Here is a 17923-nt window from a genome sequence, read left to right as displayed (position 1 = left end):
GTCCTTACTGATTCTTCTTGCTCAGCGCCAACACGCGCACGCGATCGCCGTCGCCCACCTCGAGCGCGGCCGCGTCCTCGGCCGACAGGCGCATCGCCCCATCCGTGACGACTCCCGGCGCAACGCCTACGCGAAAGCCCGCCATCGACAAATTGGAGACGAGCGAGCGCGCGCCTTGCGCACCCGCCTCGACGCTCACCGGCCCTACGACGACCGGCACGACCTCGCTCTCCCGCACGGTGCGCAAGTCGTTGATATGGCATTCGAGCACGGGGCCCGCGTCGAAAATATCGACATGGTTTTGATACCGCAAGCCTTCGGCTTCGAGCATCTTGCGCGCCGGCGCCGTGTCGCGATGCGTGAGCCCGATCACCGCTTGCGCCTCGCTAGGCAGCAGATCGGCGTAGACGGGATAGCGCGGCATCAACTCCGCGAGGAACGACTTGCGTCCGTGCGCGCTCAGATAATCCGCTGCGTTGAAATCGATCTGATAAAAATGCGAGCCGACCGCGCGCCAAAACGGCGACGTGCCGTCCGCGTCGAAGTGGCCGCGCAACTCCGCACAAAGGCGCTCGGGGAAACACTCGCGAAACTGCGCGATGAACATGAAGCGCGAGCGCGAGAGCAAGCCGCCCACGCCATGCGCGCGGTAACGCGGCGACAGAAACAGCGAGCACACTTCCGCATAGCCCGTGAGGTCGTGCGAGATATTGAGCAGCGACATCTTGGTCCAGACGCCGAGTTCCTGGCTCGCATGCACGACCGTGCTGACGCGGTAGTTGTAGAACGGCTGCTCGAGCCCGACTTGCACTTCGATACCGCACACGCCCGCGACGTCACGCGTCGCCGCGTCTTCCATCACGAAGAAATAGCCCGCTTCGTGCGGCGCCGCTTCTCCTCGCATGGTCCGCTGCGCGCGCACGATGCGCGCGGACAGCGCGTCGCGATCGGGCTTGAAGGTCGTCAAGCCGGGGCCCGTTTCCCCCGCGAGCGAGACGAGCGCATCGAGGTCGTCTGTCTTGACGGCGCGAACGACGATCATCGCTGCTCTCCGGTAGGTTTCGATTGGTCGGCCGCGAGCGCGCCGAAGGTTGCATCGTCGCCGGCGTCGTTCCCCACACCGCGATGCAGCGGCACGCAGCGTACGGTATCGCCGTGTACGACGTCGAGCGCGGCGCGTACCGGTCCCGTGAGCGGGGCATCCAGCGCCCGGCCGTCGGGCAGATCGGCCAGGACGCAGCGGAAGTCGCCCGCGCGATGGCTCGACACGAGGTAGGCACGCGAATGCGCGGCGCTCTTGCTGCCGGCCTCGCGTACCGTGCGCGTTTCGTTCGACACGACGCAGGCGCTGCGATCGATCTGCGCGGTCAACACCGGACCCGCATCGAAGATATCGACGAAACGATCGGGCTCGAAGCCTTCCTCGAGATGGATGTCGTAGGACAGCAGCGCCTTCGCGTCCGGCTCGCCGATCACGCGCTGCGCCGGCTCGGGCAACAGCGGTACATACAGCGGATACGTGGGCATCACCTCGGCGATGAACGTGCGGCTGCGCCCGCCCGACGCGATTTCGATTTGCGCGAAGTCGCGCCCGAAAAACTTGCGGCCCACGGCTTCCCAGAACGGCGACGTCCCGGCTTCATCGGTGACGCCGAGTAGCAGCGAGAAGACTTCCGGCGTGAAGCGCCGCCGGTTGGCGGCCATATACATCATCCGCGCGCGAGAGAGCAAATGTGCCGCGGCGTCGCCGGCCCCCGTCGCCGCGCGATCGATATAGAAGCCGGCGAGCCGGCTCTTTCCGGTCAACTCGTGCGACATCGTGAGCGCGTGGATCTTGCGATTGACATGCAGCTCGCGCGAAGCATGGATCAGCGCATCGTTGCGGAAGACGTAAAACGGTTCGGCATAGCCGGCGGCCGCGACGATGCTGGCGGTGCCGAGCAGCTTGCCCGATGCGCTGTCCTCGAGCACGAAGAGATAGAACTCCTCGCCCGGGAAGTCGACGTCGGCGCGAAACGAATCCTCGGACAGCGCGACGCGCGCTTCGAGCTCGCGGCGGTCGTGCGGCAGCGAATGCAACACGGGCCGGGCCGCAAGCGCCATCTGCGCGAGCGCATCGAGATCGGAAAGCCTGCCTGGGCGGACGAAGAGCATGGTGGTTTCCTTGGCCGTTGCACGAGGATCAGCGGGATTGCGCGTCCGCCGTGGCGCCGACGACTTCCTCGATCGCTTTCACGAGCCGTGCGAAGCCCTCGTTCAGGTCCTCCTCCGGGATCACGAGCGAAGGCGCGAAGCGCAGCACGTTCGGGCCCGCGATCAACAGCATCACGCCGTGCGCGGCCGCCGCGTTCACGAAGTCTTTCGCGCGGCCTTCGTAGGCCGCCGTCAATTCGGCGCCGATCAAGAGCCCCTTGCCGCGCACTTGCTTGAACAGGCCGAAGCGCCCGTTGATTTCGCCGAGCTTGGCCGTGATCTGCGCGCCGCGTTGCTTGACGCCTTCGAGCAACGCCGGATCGCTGACGAGTTCGACGACCTTATCGGCCACGGCCGCGCCGAGCGGATTGCCGCCGTAGGTCGTGCCGTGCACGCCGACCTTGAAATGCGCGGCGATCTCGTTGGTCGTCAGCATCGCGCCGATCGGGAAACCATTGCCGAGCGCCTTGGCCGTCGTCAGGATGTCGGGCGTGACGCCCGTGTCCATATACGCGTAGAACGCGCCCGTGCGGCCGACGCCCGTTTGCACTTCGTCGAAAATGAGCAGCGCGCCGTGCGCGTCGCAGGCTTCGCGCAGCGCGCGCAAGAACGCCGGGTCGGCCGGAATGACGCCGCCCTCGCCCTGGATCGGCTCGACGATCACCGCGCACGTCTTCGGGCCGATCGCCGCGCGCGCCGCCTCGATGTCGTTGTACGCCAGATGAACGATGCCGGCCGGTACCGGACCGAAACCCTCGGCATATTTAGGTTGACCGCCCACGCTGACCGTAAAGAAGGTGCGGCCGTGGAACGATTGTTTGAACGACACGATTTCGATTTTTTCCGGGCCGTGGCGCTCGATCGCAACGCGGCGGGCGAGCTTGAGCGCGGCTTCGTTGGCCTCGGCGCCCGAGTTGGCGAAGAACGCGCGATCGGCGAACGTCAGCGATTCGAGCCGCTTGGCCAGACGCAAGACCGGCTCGTTCGTATAGGCGTTGCTGACGTGCCACAACGTCTCGCCCTGGCTTTGCAGCACGCGTACGAGTTCCGGATGCGCGTGTCCCAGCCCCGTCACGGCGATACCGCCCGTGAAGTCGACGTAATCGCGGCCCTGCGTATCCCAAACGCGCGAACCTTTGCCGCGAGCCGGCACGAAGGAGGCGGGCGAAAATACCGGCACCATGACTTCGTCGAAAGTCTGGCGGTTCACTGCGATATCGTTCATGGCGGGTCCTCTGGGGATGAGTGGGCGCCCCTTCGACCCGCTCCGAGGTACCGGGTCACTTGCCAGGGCAATAAACGTTAGTTTAGAAAAGGATCGTCGCGGCGTCTTGCGTGGGCGCGACGCGATCTATCGCGTTCGTCAGTCGCGATCGGGCGGCTCGATCAGTGCGCCCGCGCGAGGTTCGCCCGCATAAGCCACGCCTGCTCCGTGCTGTTTGGCGATCCAGTTGCGGCGCTCCTCGCGCGGCGTCACGCCGAAACGCTCGCGGTAGGCATTCGAAAAGTGCGCGGCCGACGAAAATCCGCACGCGAGACTCACCTGCACGATCGACTTGCTCGTTCGCTGCAATTGCATGCGCGCCTTGGCGAGCCGCAAGCCGAGGTAATACTTCGACGGCATCGAGCCCAGATACTGGCGGAACAGCCGCTCGAGCTGCCGGCGCGAGACGCCGACGAGATTGGCGATGTCGTCCGTCGTCAAAGGGTCCTCGATGTTCGCCTCCATCAGTTGCAGGGCGTCGTTCAAACGCGGATGCCGCTCGCCGGGCGCGGTCACGTACGGGATGCGTTGGCGCTCCTCGCCCGAGCGCAGGACACCCACGCCCAGTGCATCGGCGATGCGCTCGGCGAGTTCGGGACCTTGTTCGCGCGCGATCATGGCGAGCATGAAATCGACGCTGGCCAGGCCGCCCGCGCACGTAGCGCGATCGCGGTCGATTTCGAAGATCTGCTGGGTCACGATCGAGCGCTCGAATTGCTCCGCGAACTGCTGGTACGTTTCCCAGTTCACGCTGACGCGGTAGCCGGACAACTGCCCCGCCATCGCGAGCCACCACACGCCGTGATGGATGCCGGTGACGAGCGGCGTGCGTTGCCCGACGCGCGCGAGCGATGCGAGAAAGAGCCGGTAATCGGCGAATTGTTGAAAGCGCTCGGCCAACACGATGAGCCAGTCGCACGACAGCCCGTCGCCGAAGGCATCGTCGGCCGGCAGCGTGGCGCCGCCCGCGAGCGGCACGGCACGCCCGTCCCAAGACAGCACGCGCCAGTGGTAGAGCGCACGGCCGTCGATCTCGTTGGCCAGGCGCAGCGCATCGACGATCGGGGCGAGGCCCGACATCGACACGGGCGGCAACGCGACGATCGCCACTTGCGTCGTCCTCGCCGGACCGGCTTGCACGCGCGCCACCATTTAGCCCTCGCGCTCAGTGAAAACCGAAGCCACGACCGTCATGCCGCCTTGCATGCCGTTACTTCAGACTGCCGGACAAGAATTGCTTCAGGCGCTCGCTGTTCGGTTGAGCCAGAACGACCGACGGATCGCCCTCTTCCTCGGTGCGCCCCTGGTGCAGGAACATCACGTGATTGGAGACGTTGCGCGCGAAGCCCATCTCGTGCGTGACGACGATCATCGTGCGTCCTTCCTCGGCCAGCTTTTGCATGACCTTCAGCACTTCGCCGACGAGCTCGGGGTCGAGCGCCGACGTGGGCTCGTCGAACAGCATGACGTCGGGATTCATCGCCAGCGCGCGCGCAATGGCCACGCGCTGCTGCTGGCCGCCCGACAGATGCGACGGATACTGCTTTTCAAGGCGCGGCGCGAGACCCACCTTCTCCAGATACATGCGCGCGCGTTCCTCGGCTTCGCGCTTGGAGAGTCCAAGGACGTGCACGGGTGCCTCGATCACGTTTTCGAGCACGTTCATATGCGCCCAGAGATTGAAGTGCTGGAACACCATCGAGAGCTTCGTGCGAATGCGCTGGAGCTGCTTGTGGTCGGCCACTTCGAGGTTGCCGGCGCGATCCGTTTTGGTGCGGACCGTCTCGCCGTCCACGACGATGCTTCCCGCGTTCGGCCGCTCGAGGAAGTTGATGCAACGTAAAAACGTGCTCTTGCCCGAGCCGCTCGCGCCGATGATGCTGATGACGTCGCCCGCCTTCGCCGTCAATGTGACGCCTTTGAGGACCTCGTTGTCGCCGTAGCGCTTATGGATGTCGAGCGCCGCGAGTTTGGCGGCGGCGGATTGAGAAGTCGCTTGGAGCACCGTGCTCTCCCGTATGAATCGATGGCGTTTGAATCAATGCCGGCTTCAATGCCGGCCGACGGCCAGGTAAGCCAGCCAGTGCCGCTCGGCACGCCGGAACGCCGCGACGAGTGCGAACGATACCGCAAGATAGATCAGCGCGGCGATCCCGAAGGCCTGGAACGACATGTATGTGGCCGAATTGGCGTCGCGGGCGACCTTGAGCACGTCCGGCACCGTGGCCGTGAACGCCACCGTCGTCGCATGCAGCATCAAGATGACCTCATTACTGTACAACGGCAGCGCGCGGCGCAGCGCCGAGGGCAGAATGACGCGGCGATACATCGTCCAGCGGCTCATCCCGTAGGCCCGAGCCGCTTCCACCTCGCCGTGCGAGATCGCGCGAATCGCCCCGGCGAAGATCTCGGTCGTATAGGCGCCCGTGTTCAGGCCGAAGGCCAAAATCGCGCAATGCAGGCCGCTGCGGAAAAATTCGTTCAGCACCTCGTGGGAACGGATGAATTGCAGGCTGTAGACGCCGCTATAGATCAGCAGCAGTTGGACGTAAAGCGGCGTGCCGCGAAATACGTACGTGTAGCAGCGCACGGGCGTGGACAGCCAGCGGTTCTTCGACACGCGTGCGACGGCCAGCGGTAAGGCCATGCAAAAACCGATCACGAGCGAGGCAACGAGCAGCCAAAGCGTGACGGCCAAGCCCGAGAGCCCCTGGCCGTCGTAATACAGAAACGCGCGGCCGTATTGGGAGAGGATTTCGATCATGGGGTGGTCTCATCCATCAAAGTTCGGCGTGCCGCACGCCGATGGAATAACGCTTCTCGAGCCAGAGCAGCACGACGTTCGACACCGTCGTGATCGCGAGATAGATCAACGCCGCGACGAGAATGAAAAAGAACATATTGAACGTGCTCTTGCCGGCGTCTTGGGCGGCTTTGACGACGTCGGCCAGCCCGATGATCGAGACGAGCGCCGTCGCTTTCACGAGCACCTGCCAGTTGTTGCCGATGCCCGGCAGCGCAAAGCGCATCATCTGCGGAAACAAGATGCGGGCGAACACGCGCACGCCGCTCATGCCGTAGGCACTGCCCGCCTCCAGTTGACCGCGCGGCACGGCGAGAAACGCCCCGCGAAACGTCTCGGTGAAATAAGCGCCGTAAATGAAACCGAGCGTCAGCACGCCGGCGACGAACGGATCGATGTCGATCTGCTCCATGCCGAGGGCGTCCGTCATTTGATTGACGGCGATTTGGATGCTGTAAAAGAGCAGCAGCATCAGGACGAGATCGGGCACGGAGCGAATCAGCGTGGTGTAAAGCGTCGCGGCGCTCGATATCGCCCGGTTGCGCGACAGCTTCGCCACCGCGCCGACGAGCCCCAGTAACACTGAGACGGCCAGCGAAAGCACCGACAATTCGATCGTTTTGACCGCGCCGGCGAGAAGGATCGGGCCGAAGCCGTAGAGGAACACGGGCGTCTCCATCTTTGAATGTGATTGCTGACTGGCGCGGATAGTCGCAAGCGAAATTTGTTTTTTCAAACGCCGGCGGCCGGTATATTGCAGCGCAGCATTGCCGGGATCAAGCCGAGAAGGCGTGCTGACGCGTCGTCGAACGAAGCTACGCCCGCGATGACGCGGCGGCCGGGCCGGGGCGATTGCGCAAATTTCGCGTCGCTTTTTCGATATTCGCGGCGGTCGTCGTCGCGGCGTCCGTGGATGGCCCTGGAGCCGAGGAAAGGCACGGCGGGCCCCAAAAAACAGAACCGGCCGTCACTCGCGTGAACGGCCGGCAATCATCATGGCGCGCGACGCAAAAATCGTCGGCAAAAAGCCGGACACCGGCAGAACGACGTCGTCCCTTTGCGCTGCGTCTTTGGCTTGCGATCGCCCGCCCGTGCGGTGCACATGGCGTTCGATCGCCCCCCGTAGCCGGCGCGGCGCTGCGTCGTCTGGCCTTCAATCGGTGTCGATTTAATTCGAATGACGTGTCCGGTTGGCATAAATGTAGGACGAGACACGGCCTCAATGCAAAGCGTGTTTACACGCATAGGGAACATCTGTACCGCGCCCGTTACTCCTTGGTGCGTTATGGAACGGACATCGATCGTGCCCTTCCGCGAATTAAGCCGGATTTTCAGACTATTCGAGCAGCGAAATCAGACTCAATAACCTAGCGCTTTACCGGTTGAAATGGGACGCTCTTGTTTCCGGCGCTCGAGCCCAAATCGAGCCCGAAACGTTAGCCGCGAGACATTCCAATGATCCTGCATCGAAGAAAACGAGTCTTAGGATTTTTCTCCCCACTCGAACCCAGCAGGCCGATTCTGCTAGCGGCGGCAATACTCGCCGGCATCTCGATGACAACCCGCGCCGAAATTGCCTCCCCTAGCGGGAACCAAACGACGAACGAATCGGCGCCGCAAGCGCGCCCGCCGGCCGAACGCGTGATCACGTTCGACAACGCTAAGGGGACGGCGACATTGGAGTTCCGCGAGAACCTGCGCCAACGGCAATGCGTCGCCACGGTCACCCCCGACGTTTTTACGCTCGCTCCAGGCGAGACGGCGCAGATTCGCATAGACGCCAGGGATAGCCAACCCTCGGGCTGCCTAGGCGAGCCCAAGCATGTCATGTGGACTGTCGCCTCGCTCGATGCAGCACGCAGCCCACTCAGTTATCAAGTGCTATTCAGTGTGGAGCCGAAGATGGACGACGAGGGGCGCGTCCGTATTGCGAGCACGCGATTTTCCAGACCGGGAACCCCATACGCCGCAATCTGCGGCAGTCACGCTTGCCTGGATGAATGGGTGCCCCTATCCGGCAGCAACAGCACCGTCTTTCTGTACCACCGCGAGTGAACCGGTCAGCGGCGAAAACGCGAAATAACTTTTAGGAGAAGTCGTAAGATGGCTTTACGCAAACAAGTTCCGTCACTGGCATCCCTCTATCGGTACCGATCGCGTTTCGCGGCGGCATCGATTTTTACCGCATTGGTCCTGGCATCGGCGGGAACCCGAGCGGAGGGCCACCCAACGACCGACAACCCAATCACGAACAACGAGAATCCGCAGTCGGCGCAATCGGAATCGCGCCGTTCCGACAAAGGCCCGAACAGCCACATCATCAGGCTAGACAATACAAAGGGAACGCACACGCTGGTGCTTCGCGACAAATTTGTCTCGCCTCAGTGCATCAGCGGCGTCGGCGCCAATTTTTCGTCGCTGCCGCCGGGTTCCGTCGGCGAGATCCACGTAACGGAGCAGCAGGGTATTCTTTCGGGATGCGGCGGCATGTTCGACGACAAGCATGTGACGCTTCAAATCGTCGCAACGAGAACCGGCACGCCCGCACTGAGCTACCACATTCAATTCGGCATCGAGGACAGTCCCGAAATACACGGGAAGGTGGAAATTGCGGAGCGCAACGTCCGCATCCTCAGTTCCGACTTCGGCAAGCCCGGCACTCCATATAAAGCCACCTGCGGCCGCCTGCAATGCTTGAACGAATGGGCGCTCGATTACGGCGACAAGAGCGCCGTGATTTATTTCTATCGGGATGGCGCACCGGGCTCGCGAAACGCTGATATTTCGCGCTTTCCCACATCGTGACGACCGTTTGGCGTAACGATGTGGTAGTGCTGATCACCGGCCAACGGTAAACGTATAACTCTCCATGCGCGCCCGGGCAGTGCAATTCGCTGCCGAACGCATCCTATTGGAGAGCCCGAATGATCGAACAAGCAAAAAAGCAAATACTAAGACGCAAACTCAAAGACCTCGCATTTCAAGCGCTTGCAGCCCTCCCCTCGCTGCTGGCCTCGGCCAGCCCGGTGGGCACGGTTTACGCGGCCCCGGCTGCCGAACCGCACGCGCCGCTCGCCCGACCGGTCGCATCCAATGCACGAGCGCGCGGCAAGGACGCCGACTTTGTAGACACCGTAACGTTCGAGAACACCAGCGCGTACACCTTGACCATTTCGAGCGGCCAAAGCAGTTGCATTCGATCAGCCCAGCCGGGCAGCGTCGTCGTAAAACCGCGCAGCAGTCAAGTGGTTACATTGACGGAGAGCGGCGCGGACGACGGCCAGACCGAGTGCGGGGGCAGATCGAAACAGTTGACATGGAACGCGAGCGTGGACTGGGGCGGAAGCAAACCGGGGCAGTACGCGATTCAATTTAGCGACCGGGTCTCGTACGGGATCGGACAGATCATGATCACGAGTCCGGTTTCGAACCTCCCCGGGACGCCAAGCGCCGCGACTTGCGTCAATGCCAGCAACGAACATAAGCCGGCCGACCAAAACTGTTTCTTTCAAACGGTCGCGCAGTTCGGCAGGACAGCCATCACGATCACGTTCCAATAGCCATCGGGAGCCGCGGACGCGGCCCCGCACTCAACGGACGAGATTGACGTCGCGCGTGGATCGCGACTTGCGCGCGCTGCGCCGAGCGACGGCGATTTCGGCCCACTGCCAAGACAGCAGCGCGGCGCACCCGAAAATCACCTCACGCATCCGCTTGACGAGCGCGAGCGAGAATCCCACTTCGCGGTCGATGCCGAACATCTGCGCGAGCAGGACAACGGCCACTTCTTGAATGCCTAACCCCGCCGGCACCATGAACGCGGCGTGCCGAACGGCCTGCGTCAAGGCTTCGATCGCGATCGCTCCACCCGCGGATACAGGATGACCGAGCAAGGCAAGCGCCCAATAGGTCTCGAGCGCCCCGATCAAGTAACCAAGAAACTGCCAGACGAATGCCTTGACGAGCAAGCCGGCGCGCGTCATCAACGCGTCGATTTCGGCATCGAGCTTCGCGCCGTCGATGCCTTGCAAGAGGCGATGCTCGCTGCCCAGCGCGGTGGCGGCGAATCGCTCGATGGCATGGAAAACACCGCCGCGGCGCAGCAGTAAGGCCGTCACGATCGGCAACGGCAGCGACAGAACAAGCGCGAGCGCAATCGTGCGCGCGTGGCTGCCGCCCGTCGCGGCAAGGATGAGAACGACACCGAGCGCGGAAAACGCATATTGCACGGCGATCGTCACGAGCACTTCGACGATCACCGAGGCGCTGACGACGCTCGCATCGCGCACTCGCCAACGTGCCAGCCGGATTCCGACGATCTCACCGCCGACGGCGAGCACCGGCAGCAGCCGGCTCACCGCCTCGCGAACGGTGGCCACCCACCAGAGAAACGCAAGCGACGCGCGGCCGCGCAGCAAGATGCGCCAGCCGTAGGCGTCCAATAACAACGGGACCGCGTGAAACGGCACGAGCCAAAGCAGCGCGAAACCGGCCTGAGCGATCACGTGTACGACGTCGGCTGCGCCATTGCGCACCACGAGCGCGATAAATAGCGCAATACCGATCGGCCAGCCCGCCCATTTGAGCCACTTCGTCATAGCGGTGCCCCTCCTCGCGCGGCGCCGCCCGCATCGCATGCATCGCCCATGCCTTGCCCACCGGCCGCACCGCCGAAGATATCGGCGAATCCGCCGCACACGAGCCCGGCCCGCGCAATCGCCTCGGCCACGCGCGGAGAAAGCAGTGCATCGAGTTCGTCGGCGTGACGATAGGCATGCATGGAAGCCGTGATCGGCCCCTCGCCCGCTTCCGCCGGATGGCTATAGATCTCGCCCACTCCCTCGGCCGGCATACGCGCGAGCGCGTCCAGCATGGCGGCTTCATCCATGCCGCCTGTGTGCTCGATCCCGACGACATAGTCGTTGTAAGCGATACCGGCGCGCGAAAGCCGCGCGCGCATGAGTCCGATCCACGGCTTGAGCCACGCCGGGGCGTTCGCCTCGAACGGCAGCCGCACGGCACGCAGACCGAACTCCCGCCCGATCGACAGCACGAGCGAAAGCACCGTGGGATGTAAATGAAAGTGCTTGTGGGCGTTGACGTGATCGAGCGTCAGGCCCGTCGCGGCGAACGCCTCGAACTGAGCGCGGATTTCCCGCGCCAGGGCTCGGCGCACGGTCGGCAGGAAGAAGAAACGGAAACCGTCGCGCACCATCGCATCGCCGAAGCGGCCGTCGGGCCCGACGAGCGCGCGAATTTGCTCGGGAGGTAAGGTGGCGGGCCCGTCGGCGAGCACGAGGTGCAAGCCCACGCGCAAGCTCGGCAGCGCCCGCGCGCGCTCGACGGCATCGTGCGCCGCCGGCGCGCCGACCATCAGGCTCGCGGCTTTGAGTACGCCCTCCCGATGCGCACGCGCGATACCCGCATTCACGCGCGGATGCAACCCGAAATCGTCCGCCGTGACGATGAGGCCGCGCCGGCCCGAGCGTGTCACGTTCTTACGCCTCGTGCGCGCGCAGGAAACGGAAGAACTCGACGCCTTCGCGCAAACGCCGCTTCATCATGTCCCAGCTCGTCAGCATCTCGCGCACGATTTCCCAGATCTTCGAGGGACGGAAGTAGAACTGGCGATAGAACTGCTCGAGATGGTGATAGATCTCGTCGCGCGACAGGTGCGGGTAGCCGATCGCTGCAAGCTGCACGCCTTCCTTGCTGACGAGGTTGATCGTCTTGTTCTCTTCCATCCACCCGTTTTCGACAGCCTGCTTGTAAAGCGTCGTGCCCGGATACGGCGCGGCGAGCGACACTTGGATCGTATGCGGATTGATCTCCTTCGCGTACTCGATCGTCTTCTTGATCGTTTCCTGCGTTTCGCCGGGCAAGCCGAGGATGAACGTGCCGTGGATCTTGATGCCGAGCTTCTTGCAGTCCGCGCTGAAGCGGCGCGCGAAGTCGGTGCGTACGCCCTTCTTGATGTTCACGAGGATCTGGTCGTCGCCCGATTCGAAACCCACGAGCAGCAGACGCAGGCCGTTTTCCTTCATGACCTTCAGCGTCTTGTAGGGCACGTTCGCCTTGGCGTTGCACGACCAGGTCATGCCGAGCTTGCCCAGACCGATCGCGATCGCTTCGGCGCGCGGCAGGTCGTCGGTGAACGTGTCGTCGTCGAACATCAGTTCCTTGACTTCGGGCATGTTGTCGCGGATCCACTTCGCTTCCTCGAGCACGTTCTCGACCGAACGCGTGCGGTAGCGATGGCCGCTGACCGTCTGCGGCCACAGACAGAACGTGCAGCGCGACTTGCAGCCGCGGCCCGTGTAAATCGACACGTACGGGTAGTTCAGGTAGCCGATGAAGTAGTTGTCGATCTTCAGATCGCGCTTGTAGATCGGGGCGACGAACGGCAGCTCGTCCATGTTCTCGAGGATCGGGCGTGCTTCGTTGTGCTCGATCGAGCCGTCCTTGGCACGCCAGGACAGCCCCTTGATCTCGGCAAACGGCTTGCCTTCGGCGAGTTCCTTGCAGGTGAAGTCGAATTCCTCGCGGCAGACGAAATCGATCGCCTCGGTCGCCGTCAGCGAGTTGTGCGGATCGACCATCACCTTGGCGCCCACCATGCCGACGAGCATCGACGGCTTGCGCTTTTTGATGTCTTGGGCAAACAGCGCGTCGGTCGGGAACGACGGCGTGCTCGTATGGATGATGATCAGTTCGTAGTCGTCGCAGATCTTCAGCGTTTCTTCGACCGACAGGCCGTCAGCGGGCGCGTCGAGCACGCGGCTGCCCGGCACGAGGGCCGCGGGCTGCGCGAGCCAAGTCGGATACCAGAACGAGCGGATTTCGCGCTTGGCTTGGTAGCGCGAACCGGCACCGCCATCGAAGCCGTCATACGACGGGGCCTGCAAGAACAGCGTTTTCATGAATGAAGCTCCGGCAACCTATAGGTGAAGCAAATGTTGTTAAGACGACGGCCGCGCGAGAACGGCCGACCGCGAAATACGAATACGGCTGCGCTCAGGACCCGTCCGACCCCTCGGCCACGCGAGCCACCACGGGCATGCGCGCACCGCGCCAGACGACGTGCGAGCCGAACGCGGCGACGAACCATTGCGCGGCCAGCAACGCGTCGCGCAGCGGCACGAGCGGCAAATCGCGCCAGAACTCGCCGCGCTCGCGCGACGCCCGCGCATGCAAGCCGATGCGCGCGCACACGCCCAGCGCGGTGGAAGCGGCCAGTACCGCCTCGCGCCCGCCCGCCTGGCCATGCAGGGCCAGCAGCGCGCCGGCCAGCACCCAAGGAAACGTGAACGTGATGAACAAGAAGGCGAAGCCGAGCGGATTGATCGAACGAATCGTGCGCAACCAGCGCGTTTCGCGCAGCCACAGCGTGCTGAAATCGGGCTCGATGACGTCGGTATCGACCACGACTTCCGAAAGCACGGTCGTCATCCCGCGCCTGCGCGTATATTCGGCGAGCCAGTAGTCGTCGGCCAGGCAATCCTTGAGCGCGTCGAAACCGCCGATGTCGGACAACACGCTCGAGCGCAGCGCGAGCGTCGCGCCGAACCCGAAACTGCGCGAACCGCCGGCGTGCGCGATGCGCACCGAGGGGGCGAACCACTCGTTGATGAATTGAGCGCCGATGCGCGTCCAGAATCCGCCCACGCTTTTCGCGTGATACAAGCAGGTCACGATGCCCACCTTCGGATCGGCCAGCGGCGCCGTCACCGCCTCCAAATAATCGCGCCCCACGGCGATGTCGCTATCGGCCAGGACGATCAGCGGATGCTTGGCCCGCGCCGCCAGGTTGATTAGATTGCTGACCTTCAGATTATGTCCGTGCACGCGCGAATCGACGACGAGCGCAATGTCGCGCTCCGGATACGCCGCCTGCAAGCGCCGCACGACCGCGATCGCCGGGTCGGCGGACGACGACACGCCGAACAGCAATTGATAGCAAGGATGCGTCTGCTCGCAGAACGTCGAAAGGTTTTCGTAAAGCCGCGGCTCCGCGCCGCACAGCGGCTTGAGCACGCTCACGGCCGCGGCGGACCGGCGTGCGCCGCCGCGGCCGTCGTTCGACGCACGCTTGACGAGCGAGCGCGCCGACGGCAGCGCCAGCGCGGCCACGACGACATAGGCCGTCGCGATGCAACACAGGCCGATCAGCAGCCAGTCCCAGAGCGAGCTAGCCGAAACGGTCATCGGACACCGCCTTTACCGGCCGAGCGCGCCGTGAGGGCACCGGCGGCCGCGTAGGCGCGGCGCACGGGCAACCCGTTCGATGAGACGCTTGCTGGCACGTTCGCTACTCCTTCGTTCTTCTCGACGTGCGGCGCCAAGCCTGCCGCGGCTTGCGCACCACCCGCTTTCATGTCGCGTGGATGTTCGCGTGCCGCACATATAGACAACGACAACGGACCTCGGCGCACCCGGGAACCGGTATGCGACAGGCTACGGGGCCGGCTCGAGGACCGTGCGCTATCGCGCGCTCAACTTGTCTGATGCGAGGCGAAACGAACACGAAGCGCGCTGAAGCGACACGCCCTGAGGCGCCGTCGAACCGGCCCGCGGAAAGCCGTCAGCTCGCTTTGTAAACTTCGGAAACAGGCAATTGTAGCAGTGCATGCGGGAATACGCTTAGGAGGCGGCGCGGTACGGCCCGATTTCGTCGGATGCAAGCAACGGCCGCTCCGCCGCCCGCGCGCCAACCGCGGCCTTATGGAGACCGTTGGGGCGCTTTCGGCGAAGCCGCCCGGACGAGCGGGCCCGCGGCATGCTGGAGGCGCCCGATGACGCGACGCAACAACTCATGTATCTTGCAAATACCGGGCTGCGGGCGGCGCGGCGTCGCATGGCCGGAACCGGTTGCGCCGCCGATTGGAGCCGTGGCGCTTCACGCGAGCAAACTCATCATGAAAAACGTCTTGAGCATTCAACCGCACGTGGTCTTCGGCCATGCGGGCAACAGCGCAGCCGTCTTTCCGATGCAGCGGCTGGGCGTCAACGTCTGGCCGCTCGACACGATGCAGTTCTCCAATCACATGCAATACGGCCATTGGGCCGGCAGCGCCATCGACCCGCCGCAGATGGCCGAACTCGTCGAGGGAATCGGCGCGATCGGCATGCTTAGGCGCTGCGATGCGATCGTCTCGGGCTACCTCGGGTCGAAGGCGCACGCGCAGGCGGTGATCGATATCGTGCGCACCGTGAAGGCAACGAACCCCGAGGCCTGGCACTTTTGCACGCCCGTCATCGGGGCGGGCGCCGGCGCGAGCGTCGACGAATACCTGCTGGAGACGATGCCCGCGATCGCCGACGGCCTTTCGCCGACGCACGACACGCTGCAAAAACTGGTTGGACGGACGATCGAAACCGTCGACGAGGCGCTACGCGCATGCCGCGAAATCATCCGCGGCGGCCCCCAGGTCATCCTCGTCAAGCAGCTCGTCGACCGCAACAGCCCGGCCGACCGCGTCAACCTGCTCGTCGTCACCGAGCGCGAAGCGTGGATGACCCAACACCCGCGATATCCCTTCGCGCGCCAGCCCGTCGGCGTCGGCGAGATCACGAGCGCCACGTTCGTGGCGCGGCGTCTGCACGGCGATTCGCTGCGCACGGCCTTCGAACATGCCGTGTCGGCGGTACATGCGGTCCTTAAAGCCACTTACGCCGCGGGCCGCTACGAGCTCGAACTCGTCGCGACCCAAGACGAAATCGCCAAACCGCGCGAGTGGCTGGGCGCATGGTCGATCGACGCGGTCTAGGTCTAATCGAGGCGGAACTGCGCGACCGCCCCGGCGAGGTTGACCGCCTGCGTCTGCAAGGCCGCGGCGGCAGCGGCCGACTGCTCGACGAGGGCCGCGTTTTGCTGAACCATTTCGTCGAGTTGCGAGACCGCCCGGTTGACCTCTTGAATGCCGCGGGTCTGTTCGTCGGCCGCGTGGGTGATCTCCGACATGATCGTCGTCACGCTCGACACATTGGAGACGATTTCCGTCATCGTGTCGCCCGCGCGCTTGACCTGGCTCGAGCCCGACGAAACGCTGTCGATCGTCGATTCGATCAGCGACTTGATTTCCTTGGCCGCCTGCGCGCTGCGCTGGGCCAGACTGCGCACCTCGCCCGCCACCACCGCGAAACCGCGGCCCTGCTCGCCCGCGCGCGCCGCTTCCACGGCCGCGTTCAGGGCGAGGATATTGGTCTGGAACGCGATGCCGTCGATCACGCCGATGATGTCGCCGATTTTGCCGGAGGCCGATTCGATCGTCCCCATCGTCGCGACGACTTCCGAGACGACCTGCCCGCCGCGCGATGCCACGGTCGAAGCCGACGCGGCCATGTCGTTCGCTTGTTTCGCCGAGCTGGCCGACTGCGTGACCGTGGAGGTGATTTCCTCCATCGAGGCGGCCGTTTCCTGCAAGCTGGCCGCCGCCGATTCCGTGCGCCCGGACAAGTCGAGGTTGCCCGCCGCGATCTCGTCGGCCGCCGTGCGCACCGACTCGCTCGTATCGCGAATCTGGCGCATCACGTCGAGCAGCTTATCGACGAACGAATTGAACGAGCGCGAGATTTGAGCCACTTCGTCGCGACCGTCGGACGGCAAACGCTGCGTCAGATCGCCGGTGCCCGAACCGATCGCATCCATCGCATCGCGCACTTGCGACAGTCGTTTGAATGCCTTCGAGGTGACGGCCGAAACGATCAGCGCGGCCAACACCACGATCACGACGAGCGCGAGCGCCGAGGTCGTCAGGAACGAGCGGATGCCCGCTTTCGCCTCGCTCTCGTCGAGCGCAACGATTACCGTCCAGTCGGTGCCGGGCACGGCCACGCCGCGCAGCAGCACCGAGCGGCCATCGGCCACGGTTTCGAGCGGTTCGGCCGCGCCTGGCAGCGACGCGATGCTCGCGGCGGTCATGCTCGGCATGAGCGTCGAGATCGGCTTGAGCGTGAGCTTCTGATCGGGGTGAGCGACGATCTCGCCCGCGCCGTCCACGAGGACGCCGAAACTGGCCGGAGTCGGGTGAATGGCCTTGACGTTGGCGATCACGCTATCCATCGCGACGTCGCCGGACACGACGGCCTTGAGCGAACCGTCGCGGATGATCGGCACCGCGAACGCGACGACGAGCTTGCCCGAGCCGGCGTCCACGTAAGGCGGCGTGACCACCGGCTTGCCCGCGGCGGCAGCTTGTTTGTACCAGGGCCGAGCCGTTGGATCGTAGCCGGGCGGAATGCCCGCCGGATCGCCGAACTTCGCGCTCTTATCGGCATAGCCCGCATAGACGTTCGAGAATCCACCGGCGGCCATGGCCTGTTTGAATTCCGCGGAAGGGTCGGTCGCCCCTAGCGTGATGTCCTGCAAGGCCTGGATGGCGGCCGTCTTCGAGGCGACCCATTCGCCGATGCCGGCATCGTGTCCGTTGGCGAGTGCAATGAGGTTGTTGTTGATCGAGTCGTTTTCGTGCGAGTCGACTACGAGGAAGTTCAGTGCTGCATTGACGACGAGGGAGCCGACGACGATGGCGAGACAAGCTGCGAGCACGCGAGCGCGTATTGAAGCAAACATGCAAACGATTCCTTCAGACAATTTGGCTGTGGGGACTTGTGATCCTCCGTACAGGTAAACGGCATGCGGCGGTGCAAACTTGATGCATGGT

The 17923-nt window shown here is 64.1% G+C and carries 16 protein-coding genes; 4 read left to right on the top strand and 12 right to left on the bottom strand.

Annotated features, from left to right (window positions below):
* Nucleotides 1-4 precede the first annotated feature (4 nt).
* The 7 genes from astA to DXT59_RS09040 form a co-directional block, all read right to left on the bottom strand.
* Entirely contained in the window at nucleotides 5-1042 is a 1038-nt protein-coding gene (astA, locus tag DXT59_RS09070; protein WP_116136560.1) for an arginine N-succinyltransferase, read from the bottom strand.
* Entirely contained in the window at nucleotides 1039-2154 is a 1116-nt protein-coding gene (gene aruF / locus DXT59_RS09065; RefSeq protein ID WP_116136559.1) for an arginine/ornithine succinyltransferase subunit alpha, read from the bottom strand. Before aruF ends, astA begins: the two co-directional genes overlap by 4 nt.
* A gap of 28 nt (nucleotides 2155-2182) precedes the next feature.
* Nucleotides 2183-3418, bottom strand: a complete 1236-nt coding sequence (locus DXT59_RS09060) for an aspartate aminotransferase family protein (RefSeq protein ID WP_116136558.1) — start codon at nucleotides 3416-3418, stop codon at nucleotides 2183-2185.
* Nucleotides 3419-3556: 138 nt separating this feature from the next.
* Nucleotides 3557-4609, bottom strand: a complete 1053-nt coding sequence (locus DXT59_RS09055) for a GlxA family transcriptional regulator (protein ID WP_420823376.1) — start codon at nucleotides 4607-4609, stop codon at nucleotides 3557-3559.
* A 58-nt stretch (nucleotides 4610-4667) separates the two neighbouring features.
* Nucleotides 4668-5462, bottom strand: coding sequence for an ABC transporter ATP-binding protein (locus tag DXT59_RS09050; protein ID WP_116136557.1), 795 nt, complete (start codon nucleotides 5460-5462; stop codon nucleotides 4668-4670).
* Nucleotides 5463-5507: 45 nt separating this feature from the next.
* A complete protein-coding gene (locus DXT59_RS09045; RefSeq protein WP_116136556.1) occupies nucleotides 5508-6221 on the bottom strand; it encodes an ABC transporter permease in 714 nt (237 codons plus the stop codon).
* 16 nt (nucleotides 6222-6237) lie between these two features.
* Complete coding sequence (locus tag DXT59_RS09040; RefSeq protein ID WP_116136607.1) at nucleotides 6238-6927, bottom strand: ABC transporter permease; 690 nt, start codon at nucleotides 6925-6927, stop codon at nucleotides 6238-6240.
* An 887-nt stretch (nucleotides 6928-7814) separates the two neighbouring features.
* Here DXT59_RS09040 and DXT59_RS09030 point away from each other — a divergent pair.
* The 3 genes from DXT59_RS09030 to DXT59_RS09020 all read left to right on the top strand — a co-directional run bounded on the left by DXT59_RS09030 (nucleotide 7815) and on the right by DXT59_RS09020 (nucleotide 9820).
* On the top strand, nucleotides 7815-8315 hold the full coding sequence (locus DXT59_RS09030) for a hypothetical protein (protein WP_162878005.1): 501 nt from the start codon (nucleotides 7815-7817) through the stop codon (nucleotides 8313-8315).
* A 48-nt stretch (nucleotides 8316-8363) separates the two neighbouring features.
* Complete coding sequence (locus DXT59_RS09025; protein WP_116136553.1) at nucleotides 8364-9065, top strand: hypothetical protein; 702 nt, start codon at nucleotides 8364-8366, stop codon at nucleotides 9063-9065.
* 119 nt (nucleotides 9066-9184) lie between these two features.
* The gene (locus DXT59_RS09020; protein ID WP_116136552.1) at nucleotides 9185-9820 is read left to right on the top strand and encodes a hypothetical protein; all 636 of its coding nucleotides are present in this window, start codon (nucleotides 9185-9187) and stop codon (nucleotides 9818-9820) included.
* Between the two features lie 30 nt (nucleotides 9821-9850).
* Here the strand turns inward: DXT59_RS09020 and DXT59_RS09015 are convergent, their stop codons facing one another.
* From DXT59_RS09015 to hpnI, 4 genes are all read right to left on the bottom strand, one after another.
* Nucleotides 9851-10858 (bottom strand): lysylphosphatidylglycerol synthase domain-containing protein, encoded by a 1008-nt coding sequence (locus DXT59_RS09015; protein WP_116136551.1) that lies wholly within the window; start codon nucleotides 10856-10858, stop codon nucleotides 9851-9853.
* The gene (gene hpnK / locus DXT59_RS09010) at nucleotides 10855-11754 is read right to left on the bottom strand and encodes a hopanoid biosynthesis-associated protein HpnK (RefSeq protein ID WP_116136550.1); all 900 of its coding nucleotides are present in this window, start codon (nucleotides 11752-11754) and stop codon (nucleotides 10855-10857) included. Before hpnK ends, DXT59_RS09015 begins: the two co-directional genes overlap by 4 nt.
* A gap of 4 nt (nucleotides 11755-11758) precedes the next feature.
* The gene (gene hpnJ, locus DXT59_RS09005) at nucleotides 11759-13180 is read right to left on the bottom strand and encodes a hopanoid biosynthesis associated radical SAM protein HpnJ (RefSeq protein ID WP_116136549.1); all 1422 of its coding nucleotides are present in this window, start codon (nucleotides 13178-13180) and stop codon (nucleotides 11759-11761) included.
* 94 nt (nucleotides 13181-13274) lie between these two features.
* Complete coding sequence (gene hpnI, locus DXT59_RS09000) at nucleotides 13275-14465, bottom strand: bacteriohopanetetrol glucosamine biosynthesis glycosyltransferase HpnI (protein ID WP_116136548.1); 1191 nt, start codon at nucleotides 14463-14465, stop codon at nucleotides 13275-13277.
* 710 nt (nucleotides 14466-15175) lie between these two features.
* Between hpnI and pdxY the strand changes: the two genes are divergently transcribed.
* Nucleotides 15176-16027, top strand: coding sequence for a pyridoxal kinase PdxY (pdxY, locus tag DXT59_RS08995; RefSeq protein WP_116136606.1), 852 nt, complete (start codon nucleotides 15176-15178; stop codon nucleotides 16025-16027).
* Nucleotides 16028-16029: 2 nt separating this feature from the next.
* Here the strand turns inward: pdxY and DXT59_RS08990 are convergent, their stop codons facing one another.
* Nucleotides 16030-17832, bottom strand: coding sequence for a methyl-accepting chemotaxis protein (locus DXT59_RS08990; protein ID WP_116136547.1), 1803 nt, complete (start codon nucleotides 17830-17832; stop codon nucleotides 16030-16032).
* Nucleotides 17833-17923 lie beyond the last annotated feature (91 nt).

The organism is Trinickia diaoshuihuensis (assembly GCF_003390925.1).
GTDB classification, from domain to species: Bacteria; Pseudomonadota; Gammaproteobacteria; order Burkholderiales; family Burkholderiaceae; genus Trinickia; species Trinickia diaoshuihuensis.
This window is presented reverse-complemented; position numbering and strand designations above follow the sequence as displayed.

Bases quoted from the DNA above. Each gene is read 5' to 3' on its own strand.
- aruF (WP_116136559.1), bottom strand. From the start codon at position 2,154: ATGCTCTTCGTCCGCCCAGGCAGGCTTTCCGATCTCGATGCGCTCGCG.
- DXT59_RS09055 (WP_420823376.1), bottom strand. From the start codon at position 4,609: ATGGTGGCGCGCGTGCAAGCCGGTCCGGCGAGGACGACGCAAGTGGCG.
- DXT59_RS09015 (WP_116136551.1), bottom strand. From the start codon at position 10,858: ATGACGAAGTGGCTCAAATGGGCGGGCTGGCCGATCGGTATTGCGCTA.
- DXT59_RS09025 (WP_116136553.1), top strand. From the start codon at position 8,364: ATGGCTTTACGCAAACAAGTTCCGTCACTGGCATCCCTCTATCGGTAC.
- DXT59_RS09060 (WP_116136558.1), bottom strand. From the start codon at position 3,418: ATGAACGATATCGCAGTGAACCGCCAGACTTTCGACGAAGTCATGGTG.
- hpnJ (WP_116136549.1), bottom strand. From the start codon at position 13,180: ATGAAAACGCTGTTCTTGCAGGCCCCGTCGTATGACGGCTTCGATGGC.
- astA (WP_116136560.1), bottom strand. From the start codon at position 1,042: ATGATCGTCGTTCGCGCCGTCAAGACAGACGACCTCGATGCGCTCGTC.
- DXT59_RS09045 (WP_116136556.1), bottom strand. From the start codon at position 6,221: ATGATCGAAATCCTCTCCCAATACGGCCGCGCGTTTCTGTATTACGAC.
- DXT59_RS08990 (WP_116136547.1), bottom strand. From the start codon at position 17,832: ATGTTTGCTTCAATACGCGCTCGCGTGCTCGCAGCTTGTCTCGCCATC.
- pdxY (WP_116136606.1), top strand. From the start codon at position 15,176: ATGAAAAACGTCTTGAGCATTCAACCGCACGTGGTCTTCGGCCATGCG.
- DXT59_RS09020 (WP_116136552.1), top strand. From the start codon at position 9,185: ATGATCGAACAAGCAAAAAAGCAAATACTAAGACGCAAACTCAAAGAC.
- hpnI (WP_116136548.1), bottom strand. From the start codon at position 14,465: ATGACCGTTTCGGCTAGCTCGCTCTGGGACTGGCTGCTGATCGGCCTG.
- DXT59_RS09030 (WP_162878005.1), top strand. From the start codon at position 7,815: ATGACAACCCGCGCCGAAATTGCCTCCCCTAGCGGGAACCAAACGACG.